Below are 24107 nucleotides of genomic sequence, written 5' to 3'. Positions count from 1 at the left end.
AGGAGAAAACCTCTCGCGCAGGGCGCGTCCCGTCCGATGAGGCTGCCCAAAACGTCGCAGACACGGTTCACGGGCGGCACCTCGGGGCCGCGGCGCTGACGGTCACCTCCCGGGCGTACCGGTGGCGGGTGGCTCTCCGGTGGGCAGGCCGGCGAGCCGGCAGAGTGCGGTGAAGCCGTCCTCGGTGCCGGGCCAGTGCCGGCGTACGGCCTGGATTCCGGCGCGCCGTACGACGGAGCGCAGTACGGCGATGACGACGATCGCGTCGTCGGCGTAGCCGAGCACGGGCACGAAGTCGGGCACCAGGTCGATGGGCATCGCCAGGTAGACCGCCAGCAGGCCGATTCGGATGCGCACACCACGGGGAAGGTCGGGATCGGTGGCCAGCCGCCGGATCAGGCGCGGCGCGTCGGACAGCAGCCGAAGCGCCTCCCGTGGCACCCCCCCATGGGGACGGAGCACCAGCAACACAGTGACCAGGGCAAGCCATGCCAAAAGCATCCCCGCGGCGAGACCGATCAGTGCGTCCGCCCAGGCTGTCCCGGTCACGGTGGCCCCTCCGCCTTGACCACGCGGGCACGACCCGCCAACGGCCCTCTGCCCGGCCGGCCGGCGAACGCGAACGCCTCCCCCGGTCCGGTGATCATCCCGACCAGCGCCGTGTCGGCTCCGAGCGAGCCCAGGACGGGCCGGTCACCGCACGGGCCTCCTCGTGCACCGCTTTCGCGGGCAGGCTGACCGCACCGAAGGCCACCGCAAACCGCCATACACTAACCAATGTCATATATTGATCATAACTGCTGTTAGAAATACCAGGTAGAACTATTATCCGGTCTCAGCGGCGTAGACCCGTTCCGCGAAGCCCTCCAGGGATGTCGCGCAGCTCTCCACAGCGGTACCGGCCTCCCGGGCGCGGGAGGCGCCCAACCTGTCGCGCGTGCGGATCTTGTCCAGCCAGCCGCGCAGTTTGGCCAGGTCTTCCTCGTTCTCCTCCAGCTCGGCGTAGGTGAACTTCTCTGCCTTGGTCTCCTTGTCGATCTCGGCCTGGAAGTCCGCACACCGCGACAGCACCTCTGTGTACTCTGCATCGCGCGCGGCGTTGAAGGCGGCGACGATATCGGCCTGCCCCGCCAGCGCTTCCGCCCGCAGCACCTGCCCGGACCCGCCCATCTGTTCCACCTCGGCCCGCAGCGTACGCAGTGTCCGCTCGGCAGTGCTGGACTCCGGTAGCACGGCCACCGAGTTCGCCAGGTACACCGCTCCGGCCGACTTCAACCGCCGCCACACCGCCGCCCGCAACCGGGACGGCTTACTCGGCACCCGGTAGACCAGCATCAACCACGCAGGATCATCGCTCACGTCCGCCAGTATCCCCGCATGAGAACCCCGAGACCACCGCCGGCCTGCGTGGCTCGGTCCTAGGAGTGGCATCCCGGCCCCCTGGCTCCAGAGGCGCCCTTCATCATTCGGGGGCGTCTGCGCGGTTCCGCCGCGCACAGCGGCCACGGAAGCCGCTAGTCCATCTCGGCTGGAACCGTCCCGAGCCCGAAGAAACTGACGGCCCAGTAGACGATGTAGAGGCTGAGCAGCGTGTAGCCGTGCCATCGCTTCAGCTGCCCCGTGGAGAGGAAGTACGCCGCGAGCCCGGTCAGTGCGACGAGCACCGGCAAATGCCACGTGAGCACGTTCGGGCCGAGCATGAGACCGCCCGCCAGGAGGATGATGCCCAGTTTCCCCGTGACCGAGAAGACGACGCTCCCGATGACGTTCCCGATTCCGATCTCCGGCGCGCCCTTGCGGGCGGGTTCAACGGTCAGGAAGATGTCTTCGACGGTCAGCACGACGGTTACGATCGTGGCCCCGAAGATGGTCCCCTCGATTCCGTACTCTTCGAGGATGCCCTCGGTCCCGATGCCCGTGGTCGCGGCGCCGATAATGAGACCGGCGAGTGCGATGACCGCCAACCCGAGGCTGGCCCATCCGGAACGGCGGCGTGCTTCACCGAAAGGCATGTGTTCCGATAGCCGCCCCTCCGCCACCCCGGCCGGAAGTTCGCTTCCGGTGTCCGGCTCGGCCTTTCCCGCGTAGGTACCGGCCTCCGGGAGGTCCGACGTTTCTCCGCCGGACGCTCGGACGGCGGCGTAGGCCTCGTACATCTCCGCGTCGCGGAATACCGGCGTCTCTCCCCTCGACTCCCGGACTGCGACGTAGGCGAGGAACAGCGCGAACAGCCCGAGGAGGATTACACCGTGCACGATGGTGAGCGGCGCTATCAGCGTGAACACGATCATCACGACCGGCGCGAGGGCGAAGACGATGACATAACCACGCGGAACGTTTATCTCGGTCGGTGTGAGGATCGCGGCGATCGCGAGCACGATTCCAGGTAGCGAGAGCACCGTCCCGAACACGATGCCGAGTGCGACATCGTCGATGTCCTCGAGATTGAGCACAACACCGAGAAAAACGTCGTCGAACTCGATACCCGTGAAGATGATGGCGAGCAGAAACACGGAGACCTTGAGGCCACCCGCGACCCCGACGAGGTAGCCGATCAGCTTTTCGGCGCTGTAGACCAACAGCGCCGCCCCGGAGATGAAAACGAGTACCGAGGTCACAGTGAAACCTCCCTCTCGCCGTCTGAACCGCCGCGTTCCCGGAGGGCACGGCACGCCTACCGTGCTCGCGTCGGAGTCGGACACCCCCTCCTTCCCTTTCTTAAAGTAGTGAAACCATCACCCTGTGTGCCGATCCGTAGGAGCGCCGGTGGAGTGGGCAACGACGAGGATCCCCTACCAGCGGCCTGCCCCTCAGCAGTGCCGCGCGGCTGGCGAGGGTTCCGCGCACCGCTCACACCGAGCGGCCCGGATGAGGTCGGGGAGTGAGTTCTTCTTCGCGTGGCCGTGCCGCCTCGTTGGCCGCCTGCACCGCTTCGACCACGATCCCGTGGTCGGGCGAGAGATGGCAGACCGGATCGGTGCGTGCAGCATCCCCTGTGAGCTGGAAGGCCTGACAGCGGCACCCGCCGAAGTCGAGTTCGCGGCGTTCGCAGCTCCGGCATGGTTCCGGCATCCAGTCTGTTCCGCGGAAACGTTGGAAGAGGGGAGACTCCTCCCAGATCCACGCCAGAGAGTTCTCGTGCACGCTCGCGCGCGGCAGCGGCAGGGCGTGTGCGGCGGGACAGGGGAGGACGTCGCCGTTGGGTGCCACGGTGAGCTGTCGCTGTCCCCATCCGCCCATACACGGCTTGGGGTACTGGCCGTAGTAGTCCGGGAGAACATAGACGATTTCCATCCGTTCCCTCAGGCGCTCACGCGCGGCGCGTACGGTCGTCTCCGCCCGTTCGATCTGCGGCCTGCTGGGCAGAAGCGCACTGCGGTTGTGCCACGCCCAGCCGTAGTACTGAGTGTTGGCGAGCTCGACGCGGTCGGCCCGCAACTCCTCGGCTATGCGAAGAATGTCGGTGACCCTGTCGATGTTCCGCCGGTGGAGGACGACGTTCAACGTGAGCGGCCAGTCCAGCTCCTTCACCAGATGCGCTGCCGTGAGCTTGCGCTCGAAGGAGGGAGTGCCGGCGATGCGGTCGGACTCGGCCGCCTCAGCGGCCTGGATGCTGATCTGTACGTGCCCCAGGCCGGCCGCTCTGAGCTGCTCCGCCCGACGTCGCGAGAGACCGAGCGCGCTCGTGATGAGGTTCGTGTACAGCCCCAGATCAGTGGCACTGTGCACGATCTCTACGATGTCGCGGCGCTGGAGCGGTTCGCCGCCCGACAAGTGAAGCTGCAGGACACCCAGCTCCCGCGCCTCGGTCAGCACCCGTTGCCACTGCGCCGTGCTCAGTTCGTCGCGGTAGTCGGCGAGGTTGAGCGGGTTCGAGCAGTACGCGCAGTGCAGTGGGCAGGCGTAGGTGAGCTCGGCCAGCAGTCCGAACGGGCTAGTCATCGCCGAACTCCACACACCGGTTGGCGACCAGGCGAGCGAGGAAGTCCCGCACCTCGTCGCCGACCACACGGTCGTATTGCCGGCCCAGTTCCCGCACGATCTCGGCCACCGTCCGCCGCCCGTCGCACAGTTTGAGAACGGCCGCGCCTGTCGGGTTCAGGACCAGTACCGACTCCGGGCCCAGCAGCACGTGGCGCTCGCGCACCCGATCGAACGCCAGTCGAACGTGCGGGGAAAGCCCGGGATGGCTTGATAACCGCAGTGCAGTGCTCATCGCTGTTTCGGTCCGTTCATTCGGCATAGGCTCGGTCAATGGCGTCCAACATGCTCCAGAGGACGTCGCACTTGAACGACAGCGCCGCCACGGCGCGCTCCTGTTCGTCGACTGATCGGCAGTGTCCGGTTACCACCTCCAGGGCGTGCTCGGAGTCGCGGGGAGCCTGCCGCAACCGGGCCCGGAAGTAAGTGAGGCCCTCGCGGTCGATCCAGGGATAGGAACGTTCGAACGCGGCGATCCGCTCTGTCATCAGGTCCGGCGCGAAGAGCTCGGTCAGCGAGGACGCCACCGCCTCGGCCCACGGCCGGGTGCGGGCGAAGGTGACATACGCGTCGACAGCGAACCGCACGCCGGGCACGACATGGCGCTTGTCGCACACCTCCTCGCGTGTCAGTCCCACCGCCTCGCCCAGGCGCAGCCATGCTTCGGTGCCGCCCTCGTCGCCCTCGGTGCCGTCGTGGTCGAGGACGCGTCGGATCCACCGTCGGCGCACCTCGCGGTCAGGGCAGTTGGCGAGGATGGCGGCATCCTTGCGGGGAATGTTCTCCTGGTAGTAGAAGCGGTTGGCCACCCAGCCCTGGATCTGCCAACGGCTGAGACGCCCTTCGTTCATCTCGACGTGGAAGGGATGCCGGTCGTGGTAGCGCTGCGCCTGGGCGCGCAACGCTGCGACGAAGCTGTCGGTGTCGGGTAGCGTCATCACGGCTCTAGATCTGCACCTCCATCCCGTCCATGGACACTTCCATGCCGCTCTCCTCGACGATGCGCCGTTCCGGCGCGTCGTCCAGCAGGATCGGATTGGTGTTGTTGATGTGGAGGTAGATCCTCCGCTCGATGGGAAGCGATGACAGCTGCTCGAGCTGCCGCCGGGCCCCTCGATCGGTAGGTGCCCCATCTCGCGTGCCGTCCTGCCGGCAAGACCGAGCCGGATCAGCTCGTCGTCGTGCCAGCAGGTTCCGTCGAAGAGCAGACAGGCGCAGTCGTCCAACTGCTCGCGCACCGCTGGCGTGAGTTCCTGGACGCCCGGCAGGTACACCGCCGCCCGCCCGCTGCGTTCGTCGGTCAGGCGGTAGCCCACGACCCGTCCCTCTTCCTTCCCGGTTCCCAAGCGTGTCCGCTTGGTCGTGGGGACCTCGAAGGCCCGGTAGGACACCCCGTCCGCCAGGGACACGTCGACGTTCAAAGCGACCGGTCGCCACTCGACGGGGCAGTAGGCGCCGAGGGTTCGGAGCAGCGCTGTCCCGTCGCACAGCGTTTCGTGTACCGCGGGGGTGGCGTGGAGCTCAAGGGCCCGTCCCTCGCGCAGTAGCAGCAGCCCCAGCGTGTGGTCGAGTTCGGCGTCAGTGAGCAGCACCGCCTGCAGCGGCGTCGACCTGGTCCCGCGCGAACGCAGGGCGGGGAAGGACTCGATCTGGGCACGGATGTCGGGTGAGGCGTTGAGCAGGAACCACCGCTGGTAGTCGGCACTCACCGCGATCGACGACTGCGTGCGCGGGCGGCAGGGCCGGGACCCTTCACGTACCGCACGGCATGCCGGGCAACCGCAGTTCCACTGTGGATAGCCTCCCCCCGCTGCTGAGCCCAGCACCCGCAACCACATCCTGGCCCTCCAACCCTCGCAACACGGTTGTTCGCGGTCGGACACCTGCGCCGGAAGGACCGGGCGGGCGGCGGGCCCACACCCGGCGCCCGCCCGTCAGGCACTAGTCCAACCGAGCGAAGTACATCGTCACCTCGGGCGCGACCTCGATTTCCTCGAACTCCGGGGCCTCCCATACGTCGGGCTGAGGCCGAGCGGCAACGGACTCCATGGCTGTCACCTCCTCCGCCGAACTCGCGGGCGGGTCTGGTGGTTGTCCGCCGCAGCCTTCCCGGTCACCGGTGAGGTCGGGGAAGTCCGCGGCGCTACTACGATTCCGGCAGTGCGAAGACGACGAGCGCGCTTCCAGAGGGAGCCCCGAGCATCCCGGGGAGGAACCCCTCGACCCAGGCACCCCACCCGACCGGCACGGCTATGTACTGCCTTCCGTCGACGCTGTAGGTCGTCGGGCTGCTGTGGTGACCGCTTCCCGTCTGGAACTGCCACAGCAGCTCCCCGGTGCGGTCGTTGAACGCGTTGAACTCCCCCGTGGGTTCGCCAGCGAACACGAGGTCACCGCCCGTGGCCAACACCGACGCGCACATCGGCAGGTCATTACGCCAGCGCCACACCTCCTCGCCCGTGGACGGATCGAAGGCGCTCACGGAGCCCGCCATTTCCTCGGAGTCCACGACGACGGCCGCTCCCCAGTACGGAATGCTCTCCCTGAACTCCCTGCGCCGCAGGGTGACCTCCGCACCGACATCCTGCACCGGGACGTAGAAGAGCTGTGTCCTCGGGCTGTAGGCCGCGTGCGTCCATTCCTTGCCACCAGCCGGCCCCGGCCAGAACTTGACCGGCTCCCCCTCGTTCTTGGGGTACACCTCGGGTGTCACCTTGCCGTTGGCGTCGATCTCGCCCCACGTGATGCGATCGACGAAGGGCGCTACCCGGACCAGCTCACCGTTCGTACGATCCAGGACGAAGAAATACCCGTTCTTGTTGAAATGCGCCAGCAGCTTGCGGCCGTCCAGGTCGAACAGGATGTTCTCCATCGTGCTGTCGTAGTCCCACAGGTCGTGCGGGTTGTACTGGTAGTGCCAGCGGATCTCGCCATTGTCCGGGTTCACGGCGATGACGCTGTCGGTGTAGAGGTTGTCGCCCTCACGGACACCTCCGTCGAAGTCGGGCGACGGGTTGCCGGTCCCCCAGTACATGAGGTTCAGCTCCGGGTCGTAGGTGCCGGTGACCCAGCAGTTTCCCCCACCCCGCTCCCAGGCCTTCCCTTCAGCAGGCCAGGTCTCGGACCCGGGCTCGCCGGGCTTCGGCACTGTGTACGTCCGCCAGACGTGCCGTCCGGTGTCGAGATCGAAGGCGTCGAGGTGGCCGCGCACCCCGAACTCCCCGCCAGAACTCCCGACGATCACCAGGTTCTTCACGACCAGAGGAGCGAGCGTAGCGCTCTCCCCGGCCCGCACATCACCGTACGTGCTGTCCCAGACACGCTCGCCGGTTTCGGCGTCGAGCGCGATCACGTGGGCGTTCAGGGTGACGACGAAGACCTTCCCCTTCGCCACGGCGACCCCGCGGTTCACATTGCCGCAGCAGAGCGACGTGTCATACGGGATCGCATGCTTGTATCGCCATAGTTCCTGCCCGGTCCGGGCGTCGAGGGCCCAGACCCAGCCGTCCCAGCCCGCGACGTACATGACTCCGTCCACGACGATCGGGGCGGCTTCGAACGAGTACGTCGACGGGCCCGCGTGAAGGCCGACAGAGCCGGACTGGAACACCCACGCGGGAGCGAGCTGCTTGACGTTCTCCGTGTTGATCTGGTCCAGCGGGCTGTAGCGCTGCCCGTCGTAGGCGCCGTAGTAGGTGAGCCAGTTCTGCGGTTCCGAGCGGGCCTGGAGAATGCGCTCATACGTGACGTTCTGGGCCACCGGCGGCGCACTCCCGACTATGCCGCTCAGCGATGCTTGGTTGACGGCATGCCCTGCCTCTACGTATTCCGCCATCACCTGCTCCTTTCTACGGTTGCGGCTGGGGCGGGCGATCGAGGCGAGCCCCCTTCGGAACGTCCCCCAGTACGACGATCGCTCCGATCAGGCCCCGGCCTTCGTCGTTGCCGATGGGGGAACTGAACCAGTAGTAACCAGGGCCATCGAGGTTGAGGCTGGCCGTTCCGCGTGAGTGGTTCGGCAACCAGATGAACTGCTCGTCACCGTTGCTCGGCAGGAGCGCGCAGTGAGTGTTCTCGTCGTCGTTGACGAGTTCGACATCGAGGTCGCCCGCATGGGGCAGGACGAGGATCGAGGGATCCCAGATCAGCTCATCGGGCGGGATCCGGACTCGAGCGCGCATGCGGCCGTCCGGTCCCTCCTCGGCACGCCTGAGAGGTCCGTGGGCGAGCAGTCGACCCAGCGTCGCCTTGTTCTGCCTGTCCAATCCGATCTCGCGTACCATTGCGGACAGGTCCTCTGTAGCGGTCGCCATCGGATTCACCCCCTAATTCCAAAGGCGCCTGGTAGGTCGCCCCACTTTTGGTGTGAGCCGCCTCCACGCCAACAATCTCTCGGAGACAATTCTTCGGCTCGGTGGTGGTCCTCCGAGGGAGACCGCACGCATGGTGCCCCTCTCGCGCCACCGGGCGAACCATCGGGGTGCCGCCTTACGCGGCGACGCTGCCGTGTGGACCGGTCCCGCACTTCCCCGCGGACGAACCCGGCGTCCCCCTGCGCCACCCGAAAGGCGCCAACTCCTTTCCACTCCAATCATTGAAAAATGCGGATTTCACTGAAATCAAATGTGAACTCCGGGTTGTCCAGCACGGCGCGGCGAGGAAGTCGCACGGAGCGACTGCTGTCGGGCGACGAACGGCGGGCAGGCGGTGGAAACCGGTCAGCGAACAAGACGTCTCACGGCAGCGCGCCTGCGCCGGCATCTGCAACGTCGTGGTCGTTCTCGACCGTGCTTCCACTCACCCCGATCGCTCCGATGACCTCGCCATCGCCGTTGCGCAACGGGATCCCTCCGGGGAACGTGACCAAGCCGCCGTTGGAGACCTCGATGTTGTAGAGCGGACCGCCGGGCTGTGACAACTTGCCGATTTCTCCGGTATGCATGTCGAAGAATCGGGCTGTTCTTGCTTTCTTGATCGAGATGTCGATGCTTCCCAACCACGCACCGTCCTCGCGGACGAATGCTTTGAGGTTGCCGCCGACGTCCACCACGGTGATGTCCATGAGTGTTCCGAGCTGCTGCGACCTCCGAGCCGCCGCATCGACCACGACCTGCGCCTGCGCCAGGGTTATATCGGCCATCCTCGCGCCCCTTTCGGTACCCCCGAAAAATTTTCGGCACCCAAACAAAAGTGGCGTATGTCTTTGCTATACACGCTAGTCCGACCGAAGTTACACGAACATTACCCTTGGACTAAATTGGGAGTTTTTTTACCGCGAGCGGATACTCGATGCCGACGTTTGGAAGTCCTACACGCCAAGAAGCGGCCGGACCTCAGACGCGTGTCCGCGGGAGACCGGAATGGGCTTCGGAGCGCGGGGATCGGCCGAGGGAGCGGTCCGTCTCGATGCCTTAGGCGAGGACCACGGCGTCCGGGCGTACTCGCCCCGCCCCGGAGTGCTTCCCACGTCCCAGGCGAGCTCTGGGCCGCTTCCGACGGTCTCCCCGGCACCACCGCCGGCGACCCCGCGCACTTCCTGCGGGTTCGGGCGAGACATGGATGTCAGCGGGCCAGTGGGGCGTCCGCGAGGCGGTCGAGGAGTTCGTCGAGGAGCGCGCGCTCGCCGGCCGTGAAGAGTTCGGTCGCCCCGCCTAGCACCGCTTTCAGCCCGGCCGCGCGCTGGGCATAGTCGCGCGCGTCGGTGGGCGCGGCACCGGTGATGGAGTCGATCGTCGCCTCGCGCAGTCGCCGGGGAAGGTCGGGGTCGCGGTCTTCGGGGGCCGTTCCGATGAGGCTGAGGGTGACCCCGGTACCGGCGGCGTGGATCATGCCGGCGCCGGTCTCGACACTGACCGCGAGCCTGCCCGCCGTGGCGATGCGTCCGACGAGCATGCGCAGCCGCTGCGACGCCCGCTCGGCGGCGGCCGTTCGGTGACCGGGAACCGGCTGCCCGTACATGAGGAGATAGTGGGCCGGGTGCTCGAGTCCGAACTGGACGTGGAGATCCCAGCCCGTGCGCAGGTCCTCCACCGGGTCGTCGGTCAGAGCCTGATCGTGCTTGCGCACCAGGTAGGTATCGAACCCGTCGGACGCCACGGCGTCCAGCAGGCCGCGCATATCGGTGAAGAGCCGGTAGATGGTCGGCGGCTGCACCCCGGCGGCAGCGCTCACGGCACGGGTGGTCACCGCGTCGCGCCCCTGCGACTGCAGCAGTTGCGCCGCCGCATCGATGATCCGCTGGCGCACCTCACCTCGCTCGCTCACGAATCAACGATAGCAGTTCGGTGATATCTATGGTTGCATTCCACTGAGAACAGTGTATTGTTATCATCGATAAAGTGGAGGTTGAGATGAGGTTCACCAGAACGATGGCCGCGGCCCCGGTGTCCGCGACGGCCCTTGCCGTCGCGCTCGGGCTGGGCGGCTGCATCTCGCCGCCCGCGCAGGCGCCGCAGACGGATCGCCCGACGGGTCCGGCGACGGATTCCTTCCCCACCGACGCTGACCGACTGGTGCCGGGCGAGCGCACCGAGCTGGTGACCGGGCTCGACTCGCCATGGGGCCTCGCGTTCCTGCCGGACGGCTCGGCGTTGGTGTCGTCGCGGCTGTCGGGCGACATCGTGCGTGTGCCGGCGGAGGGCGGAGACGCCGAACCAGTCGGAGACGTTCCCGACGTGGAAACGAGTTCCGAGGGCGGCCTGCTCGGCCTCGCCGCCTCACCGGACTTCGAGACCGACCGCACCGTGTTCGCCTACGTCTCCTCGTCGCCCACCAACCGCGTCGTCGCCCTGCAGGTCGGCGAGGACTTCGACTCGCTCACGCAGGAGCGCGTGCTGCTCGACGGCATCGAACCCGCCGACCGCCATCACGGCGGACGGCTGCGTATCGGACCCGACGGGCATCTGTGGATCGGCACGGGCGACGCGTTCGAACCCGAGAACGCCGCCGACGATGAATCGCTGAACGGCAAGATCCTGCGAATCGGCCTGGACGGCTTGATCCCCGAGGACAACCCGTTCGGCACCGAGGTGTACTCCAGCGGACACCGCAACGTCCAGGGCATCACCTTCGACCCGGACGGGACCGTCTACGCATCCGAGCTCGGCCACCGCACCTGGGACGAGGTGAACGTGCTCGAGGCCGGCGCCGACTACGGCTGGCCCGAGACCGAAGGAATCGAGGGTGACACCGGCGAGGAGCCGATCTTCACGATCCACCCGGACGAGGCCTCACCGTCCGGGGTCGCCTACGCCGAAGGGTCGCTGTGGATGGGTGCGCTCGGCGGACAGCGCCTCTGGCAGCTCCCGGTCGACGGCCGCGAGGCGGCGGGCGACCCGATCGCCCACTACGTCGGCGAGTACGGACGCATCCGCACGGTCGAGGCGGCCCCGGACGGCGCCCTGTGGATCGTGACCTCGAACACCGACGAGGCGACCTGGGGCGGCACCGCCCCCCGGCCCGGCGACGACCGCATCCTGCGCATCGAACTCGCCCCGCCCGACTGACCAGTCCTATCCATCCGAAGGAGAACGGAATTGAAGACCACAGGCAACACCGTCCTCGTCGCCGGGGGCACCTCCGGCATCGGCCTCGAACTCGCCCGCCGGTTCCACGCGGCCGGGAACAAGGTGATCGTCGCCGGCCGGCGCCGCCGGCTGCTCGACGAGATCGCCGCCGAGCACGACGGCATCGAAGGCGAGGTGCTCGACATCACCGACGACGCGTCGATCCGCCGGCTGTTCGAGACCGTCACGACACAGCATCCCGAGCTCAATGTGCTCATCGCCATGGCCGGGGTCATGGTTCCCGAGAGAGTACTCGATCCCGGCTCGCTCGAGGTCTCCGAACGCACGGTCGGGACCAACCTGCTCGGCCCGATCCGGCTCGTCCACGCGTTCGCGCCGTTCCTCGTGGAGCAGCCGAACGCCGCGATCCTCACGGTGACGTCGGGGCTGGCGTACGTGCCGCTGCCGACCACGCCGACCTACAGCGCCACCAAAGCCGCGATCCACTCCTACACAGAGAGCCTGCGCGAGCAGCTGCGCGAAACCTCGGTGCAGGTCATCGAGCTCGCCCCGCCGCTCACCCGCACGACGCTGATGGGCAGCGGGACGGACAACGAGCGGGCCATGCCACTCGACGAGTTCGCGTCCGAGACCATGAGCCTGCTCGAGTCGCAGCCCGACGCGCCGCAGATCCTGGTCGAGCGGGTCAAGCGCCAGCGCTTCGCCGAGGCGACGGGCACCTACGACGAGGTCTTCGCCATGCAGGCCGGCCGCTGACCTCGGTCCGCCACAGCCGTCCGCCGGCTCCCTCCTCGGGAGACGGCGGACGTATCGGCCTGTACCCCGTCCACCGGCCCAATCGCCGAGGCGCAGTCGACCGCGCCGATCGTGTGCGTGCAGAACTTCTACAGCATCGCCGACCGGCGGGATGCCGACCTGATCGACTCCCCCGCCGCGCAGGACGACGAATCCGGGGGCGGGCTTACCCCCGCACGTCTGAGCCGCCCTCCCGCCCGGTCTGAGCGCGCGCAGGCTGTTCTGCCAGCGCCGCTCCGGAACACACAGCGCCTGCGCCTTCGTCCGCGGGGTGGCGGGACAGAACACCCGGTCAGGAACTTTCGGCGCTCTGCCGCAGGTGGACACAGCATTCGCCGGCGCGCGGCGCGAGGACGGCCTCGACGGTAGGGGCATGGAGCCCGACGAGGAAGCCGGCGAGGAGGGCGTGGTTGATCCCGCAGACCAGTTCAGGGGAGGTGGCAGCCATGGGGTGGAAGGGACAGTTGACCAGGCGCAGGCAGGTGGGTGATTCACGTGCGGGCTCGAAGCCGTACCGGGCGAGCACTCCTTCGGCGCGGGTCAGCGCACGTTGGGCGCCGAGCTTGCCGAGGCGGGTGTGCGCCCGCTCGGTGGCGCCCAGTTGCCGGCCGTGGTCGTGTGCGACGCGTATGGCGGCCTGCCGGGCGTTCTCGCCCTCGCCCTCGGTACGCACGGCCTCAAGCAGGATGCCGGCGAGCAGGTCGTGCTGGCGTTGGGGGATGCTGATGCGGACGTCGGCGTCGGTGGGTTCGTAGACCTTCGGCCTACGCCCTGCCTTGCGGGTGCCGCCGACCGCTTCGAACTGGGCCTGCAGCAGCCCCGCGGTGACGAGTTTGTCCAGGTGGAATGCTGCGAGTTTGCGGGAGATCCCGACCGCGGCGGCGGCTTCGTCCCGGCCCACAGGGCGGCGGGCGCGCCGGATGAACTCATACATCCCGCGGCGCAGCTCGTCGTCCAAGGTGGCGACGGCCGCGATCGAGCCGGATTCCTCACCGATGGTCACAGGGCCACCTTAACTCAGATACACCAACACACATACGCCGAAAACAATCCACCATCGACTGGCGTGCATACATTGCGTCTGCTCACGAATAAAACTAATGTTTCTTAGCGAAACGATGATGAGGAGGCCCGCTATGGTCGGTCCGCACGCGCAGGCGAAACAGCCGGTGAGCGCAGCACTGGCCGGCCCCTACGGGCACCCGTTCCACCCGATCCTGGTCACCGTGCCGATCGGGGCGTGGATCGCGAGCCTGGTGTTCGACGCGGCCTCGCGGTTCGTGGCCGATCCGGGGTTCCTGACCCAAGGGTCGGTGTGGTTGATCGGTCTCGGCGTACTCGGGGCCGTGGCGGCGGCACTGGTGGGCCTGCTGGACCTGTTCGCCATCCCGGTCGGCACACCGGCCTTCCGCCTCGCGCTGGTGCACATGACGCTGAATCTGGCGGTCACCGGCGCCTATGCCCTCAACCTCGTGTGGCGGCTGGCCGACTACGGCCAACCGGTTCCGACCGGGATCGGGATGCTCGCACTGTCAGCGGCGAGCGTGGCCGTACTCGCGGTGTCCGGTTTCCTCGGTGGCAAACTCGCCTACCGCTATGGCGTGCGGGTCGCCGACGAGACCACTCAGGCCGAGGGCTACGTGTACCGCGGCCGCGATTCGGACAGTTGACCTGGTGTTCCGTGGCCTCGGCTCCTTTCGACCACTGAAAGCAGGAGAACGACATGGCTATCGCAGCACTGGTCACCTGGTTGCTCACCGCCGTCGGCGGCTTCGTCATGCTGGGCATGTGGATCGCCAAGGGCGGGCCGAAAAAGCAGCAGCCGACCACCCACCTACCGCCGAGCGTGGTGTTCGGCCACTTCGCGCTCGCCGCGCTCGGCCTGATCCTGTGGATCGGCTACGTGTTCACCGACAACCACGCGATCGCCTGGATCGGGGTCGCGCTGCTGGTGCCGGTCGCGGTGCTCGGCTTCGTGATGCTGTTCCGCTGGATCCCCGTCTACCGCGCCCGCGCCGCCTCGGCCGGTGCTCCCGGCGCCACGGCCGCGGGCCAGGGGCCGGCCGAGCAGCATTTCCCGGTGGCCGTGGTGGCCGGACACGGGGTGTTCGCCGTGGCCACCGTCATCCTCGCGTTGCTGGCCGCCCTCGGCCTCTAACCACATCCACCCCCGTCATTGAATAGCGAGGACATGCCCATGCGCCCGACGCCGCCCTGCATGTGGTGCACGAACCCGGTACCGGTATCGACCTCGATGCCGCCGAGCAGGCCGCGGGCCGGTTCTTGCGGGCGCTGGGCATCCGCACCGACTCCGAGAGCATGCGCAGCACGCCCGAGCGGATGGCGCGCGCCTACGCCGAACTGCTCAGGCCACGACCGTTCGACCTGACCACGTTTCCCGGCAACGAGGGCTACGACGAACTCGTGCTCGCCCGCGCGATCCCCGTACGCTCCGTCCGCGAGCGCCACCCGCTGCCTTTCGTCGGTGTGGCCCACGTCGCTACCTGCCCGGAGAACGGATCCTGGGACTGTCCGAACCGGCCCCGATCGTCGAGTACTTCGCCTGCCGCCCACAGGCGCAGGAACGCCTGACCAAGCAGACCGCCGACCGGCTACGCGAGCACTTGCACCCCAAAGGTGTCGGAATGGTCGTCGAGGCCGAAGACACCTGCATGACACTGCGCGGAGCCCAAGCCACCGGCTCGCGCACCGTCGCCTCCACCCTGCTGGACAGCCTGCGCCAGGACACCCGCTCCCGCCAGGAATTCTTCGCCCTCACCGGCGTCAACGGTCAGCACGCCAGGGGGCGCAAAAGCCTCGGCCGAAACGATCCCCACGTGATCGAGGCCGCCGCGCTCGTTCCCCTCCCTGACAGCTCAAAGGCCGGCGGGCCGCCCGTCACGCAGCGCGGCGGGTGGTCCGCAGCATCGCCACACCGGCGCGGTGGTAGCACCGCACCCGGTTCCGGCCCGCCTTGCAGGTGCAGCCGTCCGTGGTGCTGAAGTAGGCCCGCGATCCGTCACTACTGACCGACCGGTAGACCTCGGGGAGGCTGGTGGGCACGAGGCCGCAGGTTTCGATCAGCTCGGCGGCCTTGTCGGCCTGCCAGGTGTGGAACCCGGTGAGGTCGGTGGTCTTTCGGGCTTCGTGAATATAGCTGACACAGGTGGGGCCGTAGCCACGGGAGACGGAGGAGGGAGCACGGAGGGAGCGACCGCACCGCAGACAGAATGCGCTGACGTAATCTTGGACGACCGCCACGGTCATCTCACGTCCCTTCATATCGCTATTCTTCTCGCCATTCTATTTCACTCCGGACAGCGGGGTCAATTGATTCCGCACGCTAAATCGAGCAAACCGCGCGGAGCGCTCGAAACCACCGGAAGCCGGCAGCGGACCCGGCAGCCTCTACGACATCTCAGACCTGTGGCACCTCTCCTGCTCCAGGGCCGGCACCGCAACACCGCACAACCGGCGATACCAGCCGTGCACTGGCACATCGCCAGTTCGGCCGAGGTGCCACGCCGCTTCGGCGAGCACCGGACCGGAATCCGCGGCAGAAGGAAGGGAAACGAGTCCGACGGGCAATTATTTTCCCGAAAACAAAAACGAGAATTGCAGACTTTTCCGTTCCGCACATCACCGGACAGCAAAATCGCGATCATCCCGGATAAGGAACCAGCCGGCGGTTCGGCGATCCACGGAAATGCGGTCCGAAAGTGTGGGTGACGGTCGCCCGGCGGCCGCGAAGAGGACACCGACGGCGGCTTCGCCCACGGCGGCTGGTCGATGCCGTTCTTCGGCCCCCAGACCATGGGGGCGGCCATCGACGAGGCGATGCCGACCACGCAGGCACTGCTCTGTCCGGGCGACGTACCGCGAGGCCCGGTGGCGCGCATCGATGATCCGCCCTCATCGCGCGCCCTTGCCTCGGAGGCAGGTCGCCGGGGTTGAGGGAAAAGGGCGGTTTCCCCCGTTCGTCGGGTTAGGGTCTTTGCGGGAGTCGGCCCGGTGGGGTGACGCTGGCGCGATACCCCGCTCTCACGCCGACAGATAACGCAACGAATCGCCGATCAGTGCCACTAACTAGCAACATTCGACTGTTTTTTTCGGCATATGGGTAGCGATACCGTTTGTCCAGCCCTGCCACCGGGTGAACAAGCTCACGATCGACACTCCCGAGGAGCCGCGGTGCTCGTCGCAGTCTCCCAAGGTTCGCCGCACACCGGCGGCCACGCCAGCGGATGCCGTTGTCCCCTCCGCCCGCCCGAGGATGTCCTCGCCCATGGCGGGAACGGCGGAGCGCTGCCGCAGGCCGGGAGCTCCCCGGATCGCCGCGTGCCTCGCGCGCCGGAACCCGCGGGGAACCGCAGCACGGCCCCCGCACCGCCGGCACCGGCCCACAGCCCCGCAGCAGGCCGCGCGTTCCCGGAGATACTCCATGGGACCAAAGGGGTAGGGGTGAACATGGTCGAGGCGACTCCCGATCGCGAGCACGCCGAGCCCACCGGCATCGCCACCGCGCATCGCCGACGGACCGCCCAACGTGCTACCGGGAGGGCCGCTGATGCGTAACCGCACCGCCACCGAAGCAGCCGAACGCGCCGCCGAGACCACAGCCGAACATGCGGGCGTTCGGATCGAGACCGTGGACGACCCGCGGCGGCTGGGACCGGTGGCCGAGTTGTTCGCCTCGGTCTGGGGCAGCGAACCGGGCCAGGAACCGCTGGCCGCCGACGTCCTGCGCGCGCTCGTCCATTCCGGGGGAGCCGTGCACGTCGCCTACGACGTCGACGGCACAGACGGTCCGGAGCCGGCGGGGGCGGCCGCCGCCGTATTCGGGCCGCCCCGGACGCGCGGCGCCTACTCCCTGATCGCGGCGTCGGCCAGGCCGGGCCGGGGGATCGGGTTCGCGCTCAAACACGCGCAGCGCGCGTGGGCGCTGGGAAACGGGGCGACGTCGCTGACGTGGACCTTCGATCCACTCGTCAGCCGCAACGCCCGCTTCAACCTGGTCAAGCTCGGCGCGGTGGCAAACGAGTACATCGTGGACTTCTACGGCCCCCTCGCTGACGGCACCAACGACGGCGACGAGACCGACCGGCTGACCGTGAGCTGGGCGCTGGACAGCGTGCACGCCCCGGACGCCGCGCACGGCCGGCCCCACCGGGCCGCAGGAGCCGGCCCGTCCTCCCCCGAACACGCACCGGAGTGGGCGCCGGACGGCGGGCCGCTCACCGTCATGGACTCCCATGGCCTGTGGTGCCGGGTACCCGATGACATCGTCGCCCTGCGCCGGACCGATCCCGGGCAGGCGGCGAGCTGGCGGGCGGCCGTACGCGACGTGTTCGTACCGGCCATGGCCGATGGTTTCATCGCCATCGGCATGTCGCGCGACAACTGGTATCACCTCGCGCGCCAGGAGCAACGGGAGCACAGGGAACACCACCGGGAGCAACAGTGAAGATCGAACGGATCGAGCTGGTCCACATCCGCCTGCCGCTGACCGGCGTGTTCCGGACCTCGTTCGGCTCGATGCCGGAGAAGGACACCTTCCTGCTCCGTGTGGTCACCGACAGCGCGGAGGGCTGGGCGGAGTTCGCGGGCGACCCCGAACCGCTGTACTGCGACGAGTTCGCGGCGAGCGCCGAGCTCGTACTCCGCGACCACCTCATCCCGCGCGTGGTCGCCCTCGGGGATCCCGGGGCCGCGCGTATCGCCCCGGCCGTCGAAGCGGTCAAGGGGCATCCGCTGGCCAAGGCGGTGCTGGAAACCGCGGTCCTCGACGCGGAGATGCGCGCCTACGGCATGCCGCTGGCCACCTACCTCGGCTCGGTGCGCGACCGGGTGCTCCGGGGTCTCGGTCGGCATCATGGATTCGATTCCCGAGCTGGTGGGCGCCGTTTCCGACTACCTCGCCCAGGGCTACCTGCGGATCAAACTGAAGATCGAGCCCGGCTGGGACATCGAGCCCGTCCGGGCGGTCCGCGCCGAGTTCGGCGCGGACCTGCTGCTGCAGGTGGACGCGAACACCGCGTACTCGCTGACCGACGCCGAGCACCTGCGCGGGCTCGACGATTTCGGCCTGCTGATGATCGAACAGCCGCTGGCCGAGGACGACCTGCGCGGCCACGCCGAACTCGCCAAGCTGGTACGCACGCCCCTGTGCCTCGACGAGACGATCGGCTCCGCCCGCGACGCCGCCACGGCGATCGCGCTCGGAGCGTGCCGGATCGTCAACGTCAAACCCGCTCGCGTCGGCGGTTACCTGGAAGCCCGGCGCATTCACGATGTCGCCGCCGCGAACGGTGTCCCGGTCTGGTGCGGCGGGATGCTGGAGACCGGAGTCGGCCGGGCCCCCAACCTCGCGCTCGCCGCGCTGCCCGGTTTCGTGCTCCCCGGGGACGTCTCCGCATCCCGCCGCTTCTACGCCGAGGACATCACAGAGCCGTTCGTCCTGGACGACGGCTCCCTTCCGGTGCCGAAAGGCCCCGGTACTGGCGTGGACGTGCTCCCCGACGTGCTGCGCCGCTTCACCGTCGCCCGACGCGACCTGTATCCCCACCGCTGATCCCAGGAAAGACCATAATCATGACAGCGACCTGGTTCTCCATCCTGCCACCACTACTCGCGATCGGCCTTGCGCTGCTGACTCGCCAGATCCTTCCGTCACTCCTCGCGGGCGTCTGGCTCGGCGCGTGGCTCGTCGAGGGGGTGACACTCAAAGGCCTGGGCATCTCCCTGCTCGACACGGTCGGGGTCTACGTCGTCGACGCCCTGTCCGACCCGGACCACGTGATGATCATCGTTTTCTCCCTGATGATCGGCGGTATGGTCGGCATCATCCGCCGCAACGGCGGCACCGACGGCATCGTCAAGCTCGTGACACGCTGGGCGTCGACACCGCGCCGCGGGCAGGCCGCCACCGGCGGGCTCGGCGTCGCGGTCTTCTTCGACGACTACGCCAACACGCTCGTCGTCGGCAACACGATGCGGCCCGTCACCGACCGGCTGCGGATATCCCGCGAGAAACTGGCGTACCTGGTGGACTCCACGGCCGCGCCGGTCGCCACGCTCGGGTTGTTCACCACCTGGATCGGCTTCCAGGTCGGCCTGCTCGGTGAGGCCGCGGACGGGATCGGCCTCGAACGGACCGGCTTCGCGGTCTTCGTGGAGTCGCTGGCCTACGCCTTCTACCCGGTTCTCGCCGTCGTCCTCGTGTTCGCGATCGCCGCGAGCGGGCGCGACTTCGGCCCCATGTTGAAGGCCGAGCGGCGGGCGCGGGAGGGCCAGGTGCTGCGGCCCGGGTCGCAGCTCGGCAACAGCGAAGCGCTCGCCGAGGAACTGCAGCCCGATGAGCGTACGCCGCGCCGGCTGGTGAACGCCGTCGTCCCGATCGTCGTGCTGATCACGACGACCCTGATCGGGCTCATCGTCACCGGCGAGGGCGACAACGCCATGGAGGTCATGGGCGACGGCGACGCGTTCTCCGCCCTGCTGTGGGGGTCGCTGCTGGCGGTGCTCGTCGCCGGGGTCATGAGCGTGGGCCAGCGGATCCTGACGCTCAGCGAGACCGTGGCGTCGTGGTTCTCCGGTGTCACGTCGATGCTCTACGTGGTCATCATCCTGACGATGGCCTGGTCGCTGTCCGCGTTGACCGAGGAACTGGGGACCGCCGAGTTCCTCGCCGGGGCCCTCGGCGATGCGATCCCCGCCGCGCTGCTGCCCGCCATCCTGTTCGTCATCGCGGCAGCGGTCGCCTTCGCCACCGGCACCAGCTGGGGGACGATGGGCATCCTGACGCCGCTGGCCGTGCCGGTGGCGTGGGCGGTGCTGGAGGCCCAGGGCAACGCGTTCCCGGAGGGCCACCCGATCCTGTTCGCCAGTGTGTCGACCGTTCTCGCCGGCGCCGTCTGGGGCGACCACTGCTCGCCGATCTCCGACACGACGGTCATCTCCTCGCTCGCCTCGCAGTGCGACGTGATCGACCACGTCCGCACCCAGATCCCGTACGCGCTCTACGCCGGCGCCGTCGCGCTCGTGTTCGGGCTCATTCCGGTGGGCTTCGGCCTGCCGTGGTGGCTGGCGTTCCCCATGGCCGTGGTCGTGCTGGTCGCCGGGCTGCGGCTGATCGGCAAGCAGTCCCCTGCCCCTGCCGAGGAAGCCCCGGGCGAGACTCGGATCGCCGCAGACTCCTGACAGCACGGGGACCGGTGGCGACGCGGGCTTTTCATCACCCCGACCGCCGGTCCCCGCCTTCCGGCCGGCGGTCGGGACCATGGACCTGCCGATGCCCGGCGGCTCCGCTCACTCCGCTCACTTCCCGCCGCGGTGGCGCGTCTTCAGCCGGCATGGCCGCTGCGGACCGTGGTGTCCCCCTCGGAGGGGTCCAGCAGGTTCCGGGTGCGCTCGGCCAGCTCACGCTGGAAACGCGCGTCTCGCGCGGTCGCGCTCGGCAGCGTCACCCTGCCGTCGTCGAGATACTGCCCCGAGACGACGTCCCCGGCCAGTGCGGCCTGCACGACGTTGCGCGCTCCGTGCTGGACGGGCGCACCGCCTATCCCGTACATCGCGTGCAGCAGGGATGTGCTGATCACCCCCGGGCTGATGCTCACGATGCCCGGTATTGCCCCGGCGCTCCGGCCGGCCAGCCACAGGGCGTGTGCCACCATCGCGAGCTTCGACCGGGAATAGGCGATCGTTGGGCTATAGGGGTGCCGGTCGAGGTTGAGATCGTCCAGTTCCAGCGTCGCCGACGCGTGCGTGGCCGAGGCGACGTGCACCACACGACCGCCGGCCGCGCGCAGTGATGGCGCCAGCCGCTCGGTCAGCACGACCGCGGCGAGGTAGTTCGTCTGCAGGGTGACTTCGTTGCCGTCATGGCTCAGCCGCCGCCGCGGCGGTCCCGGACGCCCCGCGTTGTTGACGAGCACGTCGACCCGGTCGGTCAGCCGGCCGATCGAGGTGGCCAACTCGCCGACGGCCGCCAGTTCGCCGAAGTCGGCCCGGACATAGTGCACCTCGCTCCGGCCCGCTTTCCTCAGTCGCGCCAGCAGGTCCGCGACCTCCGCGGCCGGTTGCGGACCGTGCACGACGAGCCGGCCGGCCCGGTCGGCCAGCAGCAAGGCGGCGGCCGCGCCGATGCCGCTGGTGGCCCCCGTGAGCACGATCGTCCTGTCCATATTCCGTGCCGCCTCGCCTCATGTGTGCCGATGGGCCGCCGGCGGGAGCACAACGGATCAACGCGCCGCGGTTCCCCGTGGTTCGGCACCGGCGCCGCCCCGGTGGCCCACTGCTCCCGCACGCCGAAGGCCGGAGCTGGTCCTACCGGGTACTACCCACCCGCCGGGAGGTTCCAACGGCCACGAGCATCCCGCGGAGAACCTACCTGGCCGGCCCGAGGCAATATCGGGCCCAGTGGACCGCGAACCATCCGGCCGTGCTGTCACCGGCGCGCCTTCGCCGAGCGATGCGACAGTGCCTCCTTCCGGGGCATGATCCACACGGACGGCCGGGGCGTGCGGAGCCCCCGTACGTCTCGTTCTTTTGTCCCTGCTGGTTGGAGGACCGGCCGTGCGGAGGGGCGGTGCGGTACCGCGGTCTCATGGCCCCGGACGGGCGCAACCTCTCGTGGACGGGAGGAGCGCGATGCCGGCACACGGGGACCCCTCGGTCGCGGCGTCGGGCGAGTGGGGATGAGGGCGGTGTGCGCCTGCCGTCAGGAGAGACACACGCCTGGCGGCCGGGCCGGAACCAGACCCTGCGCGGACCGGCGTCGGGCCGTTCGCGGCTGACCCGATTCAGCCGTGTACCGTGAATGGGCGCGTTCCCCGAATCCGGCGGCCCGGTCGGCGAGGGGCGGCGGGTGTGCCCCAAGTGCCGTGCCGCGGCCCGGCGGGGCGCTCCGGCCGCCGCTGGAGCAGGACGTTCCCTACCCCTGACCGCAGGTGCCGGCCCGGCCGGAACCCGCCTCCGGATCGCGGCGTCCCGCGATGAGGCCCCCGCGAGCGACGAAAGGCCCTCGTGACTTCTCCCACCGCTAAAGCGGCGGGCTTCTCCTGGCGTCGTTCAGGCGGCAGGAAGGACCAGCCCGGCCCTGATTCCTACGTTGATCGCTGCCACCCGGTCGGCGTGCTCTGTGTAGCCGCACCGGGAACAGCGGAACTTTTCCTGGGTGGGGCGGTTGTCCGCACTAACGTGCCCGCACAGTTCGCGGGGGCAGGTGCGCGAGGTGTTGCGGGCATCCACCGGGAACAGCTCGCGACCGGCCCTTGCAGCCTTGTGCGCGAGGATTCCCAGGAACAATCCCCAACCCGTGTCCAGGATGCTCTTGTTCAACCCAGATTTGGCGACGGCGCCGTTGGGCAGGTAACCGCCGTCCGGGTCGGGTTTGGGTGCAGGCACCTTGGTCATGCCCGCGATGTTCAGTTGCTCGTGTGCGATCGTCTCGAACCGGCGCACCAGGTCGAGCGCGGTCTTGTGGTGGTGATCCAGGCGCTGGTGGCGCACCTTGGCATGCAGCCGCGACACCTTCGCTTGAGCGGCGTTGTGCTTGCGGGTCCGGTTCTCCGCCTTTACCCGGGGAAACCTGGCGAGGTCACGTTGCGCGTTGGCCAGCTTGTCCGCCGACCGTTGAAGGAACCGAGGGTTTGGGATGCGCTCGCCCTCGGATGTGGTGGTGAACGATGCCACCCCCATGTCGATCCCGGTGACGCGCCCGGTCGGCTCCAGCGGTTCGGCGGGAACCTCATCGCAGGCCAGGACGACGAACCAGCGCTTGCCTTCCCGCTTGACGCTGATCGTCTTCACCCGGCCCTTGAGCGGGCGGTGCTGGTGGACACGCACGTGCCCGACACCCCGGAACCGCACCCGCCTCACCGGGTCCTCGGGGGTGGAGTCCCACCGGCACCCGTCGCCGTCCTTGGGAAAGACCACGGTGTCGAAGCGACCAGCCCCCTTGAACCGGGGGTAGCCGGGCTTGAGGCCAGCTTTCACACGTCGGAAGAACGCTTGGAAGGCTTTGTCCAGCCGTCGCAAGGTGGCCTGCTGGGAAGAGAACGACCAGCGGCCCTGGCGTTCGGGGTCGAACGCGCGGATCTCCCTGAGCTGGGCGGACTGGTCGCCGTAGGTGATAGGCGTCGTGGATGCGTGGGCGTAGGCGTCGCGTCGTTCTTGCAGCGCAGCGTTGTACAGCGACCGGTGGTCGGCCAGCATTCCCCTCAATGCCGCCTGCTGCCGCTTGGTCGGGCGAAGGAGGAACTTGTAAGCGCGGTGCACTATGCGTCCTCCTCGCGCTTCCTCCACGGGCGTTCCCACTGGGTATCGATGTACCGCTGGACGGTGTCAGCGGATACGGCTCCGACCGAGGCGGCGAAGTACGACGACGACCACAGAGTGGGCAGCTTGGATTTCAGGTGCGGAAACTCCTCGCGCAACACGCGCGAGGTGTACCCCTTGAACTGGTTGGCCACATACGACGCCGATGCTTTCGGGTCGTGCTTGACGAACAGGTGCACCTGGTCGGGCATCACCTCAAGGGCAATGACCTCCCACCCGCGCTCGTCGGCCTTGGCCTGATGAGTTCTTCCAGGCGGTGTGCGACGCGTCCACCGATGACCGGGCGGCGGTACTTCGAGCACCACACCACGTGCAATCCCAAGTCGTACACGCCCCCGGAGAACCGGCGAACCTTCCGAGCCACAGACACACGAGTAGTATACATGCCAGACAGGTCTACCAGGCGTGGTCTGGGGTGGGCGCCGGTCCGCCTAGCGGCGAATCGGCTTTTCCTGACCCGCTACGCGG

Annotated in this window: 22 protein-coding genes and 2 pseudogenes; 8 read left to right on the top strand and 16 right to left on the bottom strand. The window is 68.3% G+C overall.

The genetic code is table 11. The features are described from left to right. Positions 1 to 102 precede the first annotated feature (102 nt). The 11 genes from VS93_RS07480 to VS93_RS07425 form a co-directional block, all read right to left on the bottom strand. A complete protein-coding gene (locus VS93_RS07480) occupies positions 103 to 549 on the bottom strand; it encodes a YkvA family protein (protein ID WP_046469268.1) in 447 nt (148 codons plus the stop codon). A 276-nt stretch (positions 550 to 825) separates the two neighbouring features. Then, entirely contained in the window at positions 826 to 1359 is a 534-nt protein-coding gene (locus VS93_RS07475; RefSeq protein ID WP_236700395.1) for a Chromate resistance protein ChrB, read from the bottom strand. Between the two features lie 155 nt (positions 1360 to 1514). Next, positions 1515 to 2618: a sodium:calcium antiporter gene (locus VS93_RS07470; RefSeq protein WP_046469266.1), complete on the bottom strand. Its 1104-nt coding sequence runs from the start codon at positions 2616 to 2618 to the stop codon at positions 1515 to 1517. 232 nt (positions 2619 to 2850) lie between these two features. Continuing rightward, a complete protein-coding gene (gene pqqE, locus VS93_RS07465; RefSeq protein ID WP_046469265.1) occupies positions 2851 to 3942 on the bottom strand; it encodes a pyrroloquinoline quinone biosynthesis protein PqqE in 1092 nt (363 codons plus the stop codon). After that, positions 3935 to 4216 carry a pyrroloquinoline quinone biosynthesis peptide chaperone PqqD gene (pqqD, locus tag VS93_RS07460; protein ID WP_052745580.1) on the bottom strand — a complete coding sequence of 94 codons (282 nt, stop codon included), beginning with the start codon at positions 4214 to 4216 and terminating at the stop codon, positions 3935 to 3937. The genes pqqE and pqqD overlap by 8 nt, the downstream gene beginning before the upstream one ends. Positions 4217 to 4232: 16 nt before the next feature. Further along, positions 4233 to 5819 (bottom strand): pyrroloquinoline-quinone synthase PqqC, encoded by a 1587-nt coding sequence (pqqC, locus tag VS93_RS30290; protein WP_201776573.1) that lies wholly within the window; start codon positions 5817 to 5819, stop codon positions 4233 to 4235. A gap of 103 nt (positions 5820 to 5922) precedes the next feature. Beyond that, positions 5923 to 6030, bottom strand: a complete 108-nt coding sequence (pqqA, locus tag VS93_RS07445; RefSeq protein ID WP_046469262.1) for a pyrroloquinoline quinone precursor peptide PqqA — start codon at positions 6028 to 6030, stop codon at positions 5923 to 5925. A 97-nt stretch (positions 6031 to 6127) separates the two neighbouring features. Continuing rightward, positions 6128 to 7816 (bottom strand): PQQ-dependent dehydrogenase, methanol/ethanol family, encoded by a 1689-nt coding sequence (locus VS93_RS07440; RefSeq protein WP_046469261.1) that lies wholly within the window; start codon positions 7814 to 7816, stop codon positions 6128 to 6130. Between the two features lie 13 nt (positions 7817 to 7829). Then, positions 7830 to 8294 carry an MSMEG_3727 family PQQ-associated protein gene (locus tag VS93_RS07435; protein WP_046469298.1) on the bottom strand — a complete coding sequence of 155 codons (465 nt, stop codon included), beginning with the start codon at positions 8292 to 8294 and terminating at the stop codon, positions 7830 to 7832. A gap of 422 nt (positions 8295 to 8716) precedes the next feature. Next, positions 8717 to 9121, bottom strand: a complete 405-nt coding sequence (locus VS93_RS07430; RefSeq protein WP_046469260.1) for a GlcG/HbpS family heme-binding protein — start codon at positions 9119 to 9121, stop codon at positions 8717 to 8719. A gap of 422 nt (positions 9122 to 9543) precedes the next feature. Beyond that, a complete protein-coding gene (locus VS93_RS07425) occupies positions 9544 to 10245 on the bottom strand; it encodes a TetR/AcrR family transcriptional regulator (protein WP_046469259.1) in 702 nt (233 codons plus the stop codon). Positions 10246 to 10331: 86 nt separating this feature from the next. On the opposite strand from VS93_RS07425, the gene VS93_RS07420 reads away from it, so the two are divergent. Then, on the top strand, positions 10332 to 11486 hold the full coding sequence (locus VS93_RS07420; RefSeq protein WP_052745579.1) for a PQQ-dependent sugar dehydrogenase: 1155 nt from the start codon (positions 10332 to 10334) through the stop codon (positions 11484 to 11486). A 30-nt stretch (positions 11487 to 11516) separates the two neighbouring features. Further along, positions 11517 to 12263 (top strand): SDR family oxidoreductase, encoded by a 747-nt coding sequence (locus VS93_RS07415; protein WP_046469258.1) that lies wholly within the window; start codon positions 11517 to 11519, stop codon positions 12261 to 12263. A 331-nt stretch (positions 12264 to 12594) separates the two neighbouring features. Here the strand turns inward: VS93_RS07415 and VS93_RS07410 are convergent, their stop codons facing one another. Then, positions 12595 to 13305, bottom strand: coding sequence for a helix-turn-helix transcriptional regulator (locus VS93_RS07410; protein WP_046469257.1), 711 nt, complete (start codon positions 13303 to 13305; stop codon positions 12595 to 12597). A 133-nt stretch (positions 13306 to 13438) separates the two neighbouring features. Between VS93_RS07410 and VS93_RS07405 the strand changes: the two genes are divergently transcribed. The 3 genes and pseudogenes from VS93_RS07405 (at position 13439) to folE (ending at position 15304) form a co-directional block, all read left to right on the top strand. After that, positions 13439 to 13972: a DUF2231 domain-containing protein gene (locus VS93_RS07405; protein ID WP_156184713.1), complete on the top strand. Its 534-nt coding sequence runs from the start codon at positions 13439 to 13441 to the stop codon at positions 13970 to 13972. A 53-nt stretch (positions 13973 to 14025) separates the two neighbouring features. Next, positions 14026 to 14460 carry a hypothetical protein gene (locus VS93_RS07400; protein ID WP_046469255.1) on the top strand — a complete coding sequence of 145 codons (435 nt, stop codon included), beginning with the start codon at positions 14026 to 14028 and terminating at the stop codon, positions 14458 to 14460. A gap of 161 nt (positions 14461 to 14621) precedes the next feature. Then, positions 14622 to 15304 (top strand): annotated as a pseudogene (folE, locus tag VS93_RS31175) (GTP cyclohydrolase I). Here the strand turns inward: folE and VS93_RS29685 are convergent. Then, positions 15201 to 15584, bottom strand: coding sequence for a DUF6011 domain-containing protein (locus tag VS93_RS29685; RefSeq protein ID WP_052745578.1), 384 nt, complete (start codon positions 15582 to 15584; stop codon positions 15201 to 15203). The pseudogene folE and the gene VS93_RS29685 sit on opposite strands and share 104 nt — an antisense overlap. A 1285-nt stretch (positions 15585 to 16869) precedes the next feature. On the opposite strand from VS93_RS29685, the gene VS93_RS07385 reads away from it, so the two are divergent. The 3 genes from VS93_RS07385 to VS93_RS07375 all read left to right on the top strand — a co-directional run bounded on the left by VS93_RS07385 (position 16870) and on the right by VS93_RS07375 (position 20501). After that, positions 16870 to 17766, top strand: a complete 897-nt coding sequence (locus VS93_RS07385; protein WP_046469254.1) for a hypothetical protein — start codon at positions 16870 to 16872, stop codon at positions 17764 to 17766. A gap of 408 nt (positions 17767 to 18174) precedes the next feature. Further along, entirely contained in the window at positions 18175 to 18873 is a 699-nt protein-coding gene (locus VS93_RS33695; protein ID WP_236700393.1) for an enolase C-terminal domain-like protein, read from the top strand. A 20-nt stretch (positions 18874 to 18893) separates the two neighbouring features. Then, positions 18894 to 20501: a Na+/H+ antiporter NhaC family protein gene (locus tag VS93_RS07375; protein WP_082126688.1), complete on the top strand. Its 1608-nt coding sequence runs from the start codon at positions 18894 to 18896 to the stop codon at positions 20499 to 20501. A gap of 143 nt (positions 20502 to 20644) precedes the next feature. On the opposite strand, the gene VS93_RS07370 is transcribed toward VS93_RS07375, so the two are convergent. The 3 genes and pseudogenes from VS93_RS07370 to tnpA form a co-directional block, all read right to left on the bottom strand. After that, on the bottom strand, positions 20645 to 21484 hold the full coding sequence (locus tag VS93_RS07370) for an SDR family NAD(P)-dependent oxidoreductase (protein WP_046469253.1): 840 nt from the start codon (positions 21482 to 21484) through the stop codon (positions 20645 to 20647). An 886-nt stretch (positions 21485 to 22370) separates the two neighbouring features. Further along, positions 22371 to 23579, bottom strand: a complete 1209-nt coding sequence (locus VS93_RS07365; RefSeq protein ID WP_046469252.1) for an RNA-guided endonuclease InsQ/TnpB family protein — start codon at positions 23577 to 23579, stop codon at positions 22371 to 22373. Further along, a pseudogene (gene tnpA / locus VS93_RS07360) lies at positions 23579 to 24024 on the bottom strand (IS200/IS605 family transposase). Before tnpA ends, VS93_RS07365 begins: the two are co-directional and overlap by 1 nt. Between the last annotated feature and the right edge of the window lie 83 nt (positions 24025 to 24107).

The organism is Allosalinactinospora lopnorensis (genome assembly GCF_000981225.1).
Classification (GTDB): Bacteria; Actinomycetota; Actinomycetes; order Streptosporangiales; family Streptosporangiaceae; genus Allosalinactinospora; species Allosalinactinospora lopnorensis.
The sequence above is the reverse complement of the archived record's forward strand: the minus strand, read 5'-3'. Positions and strand labels throughout refer to the sequence as shown.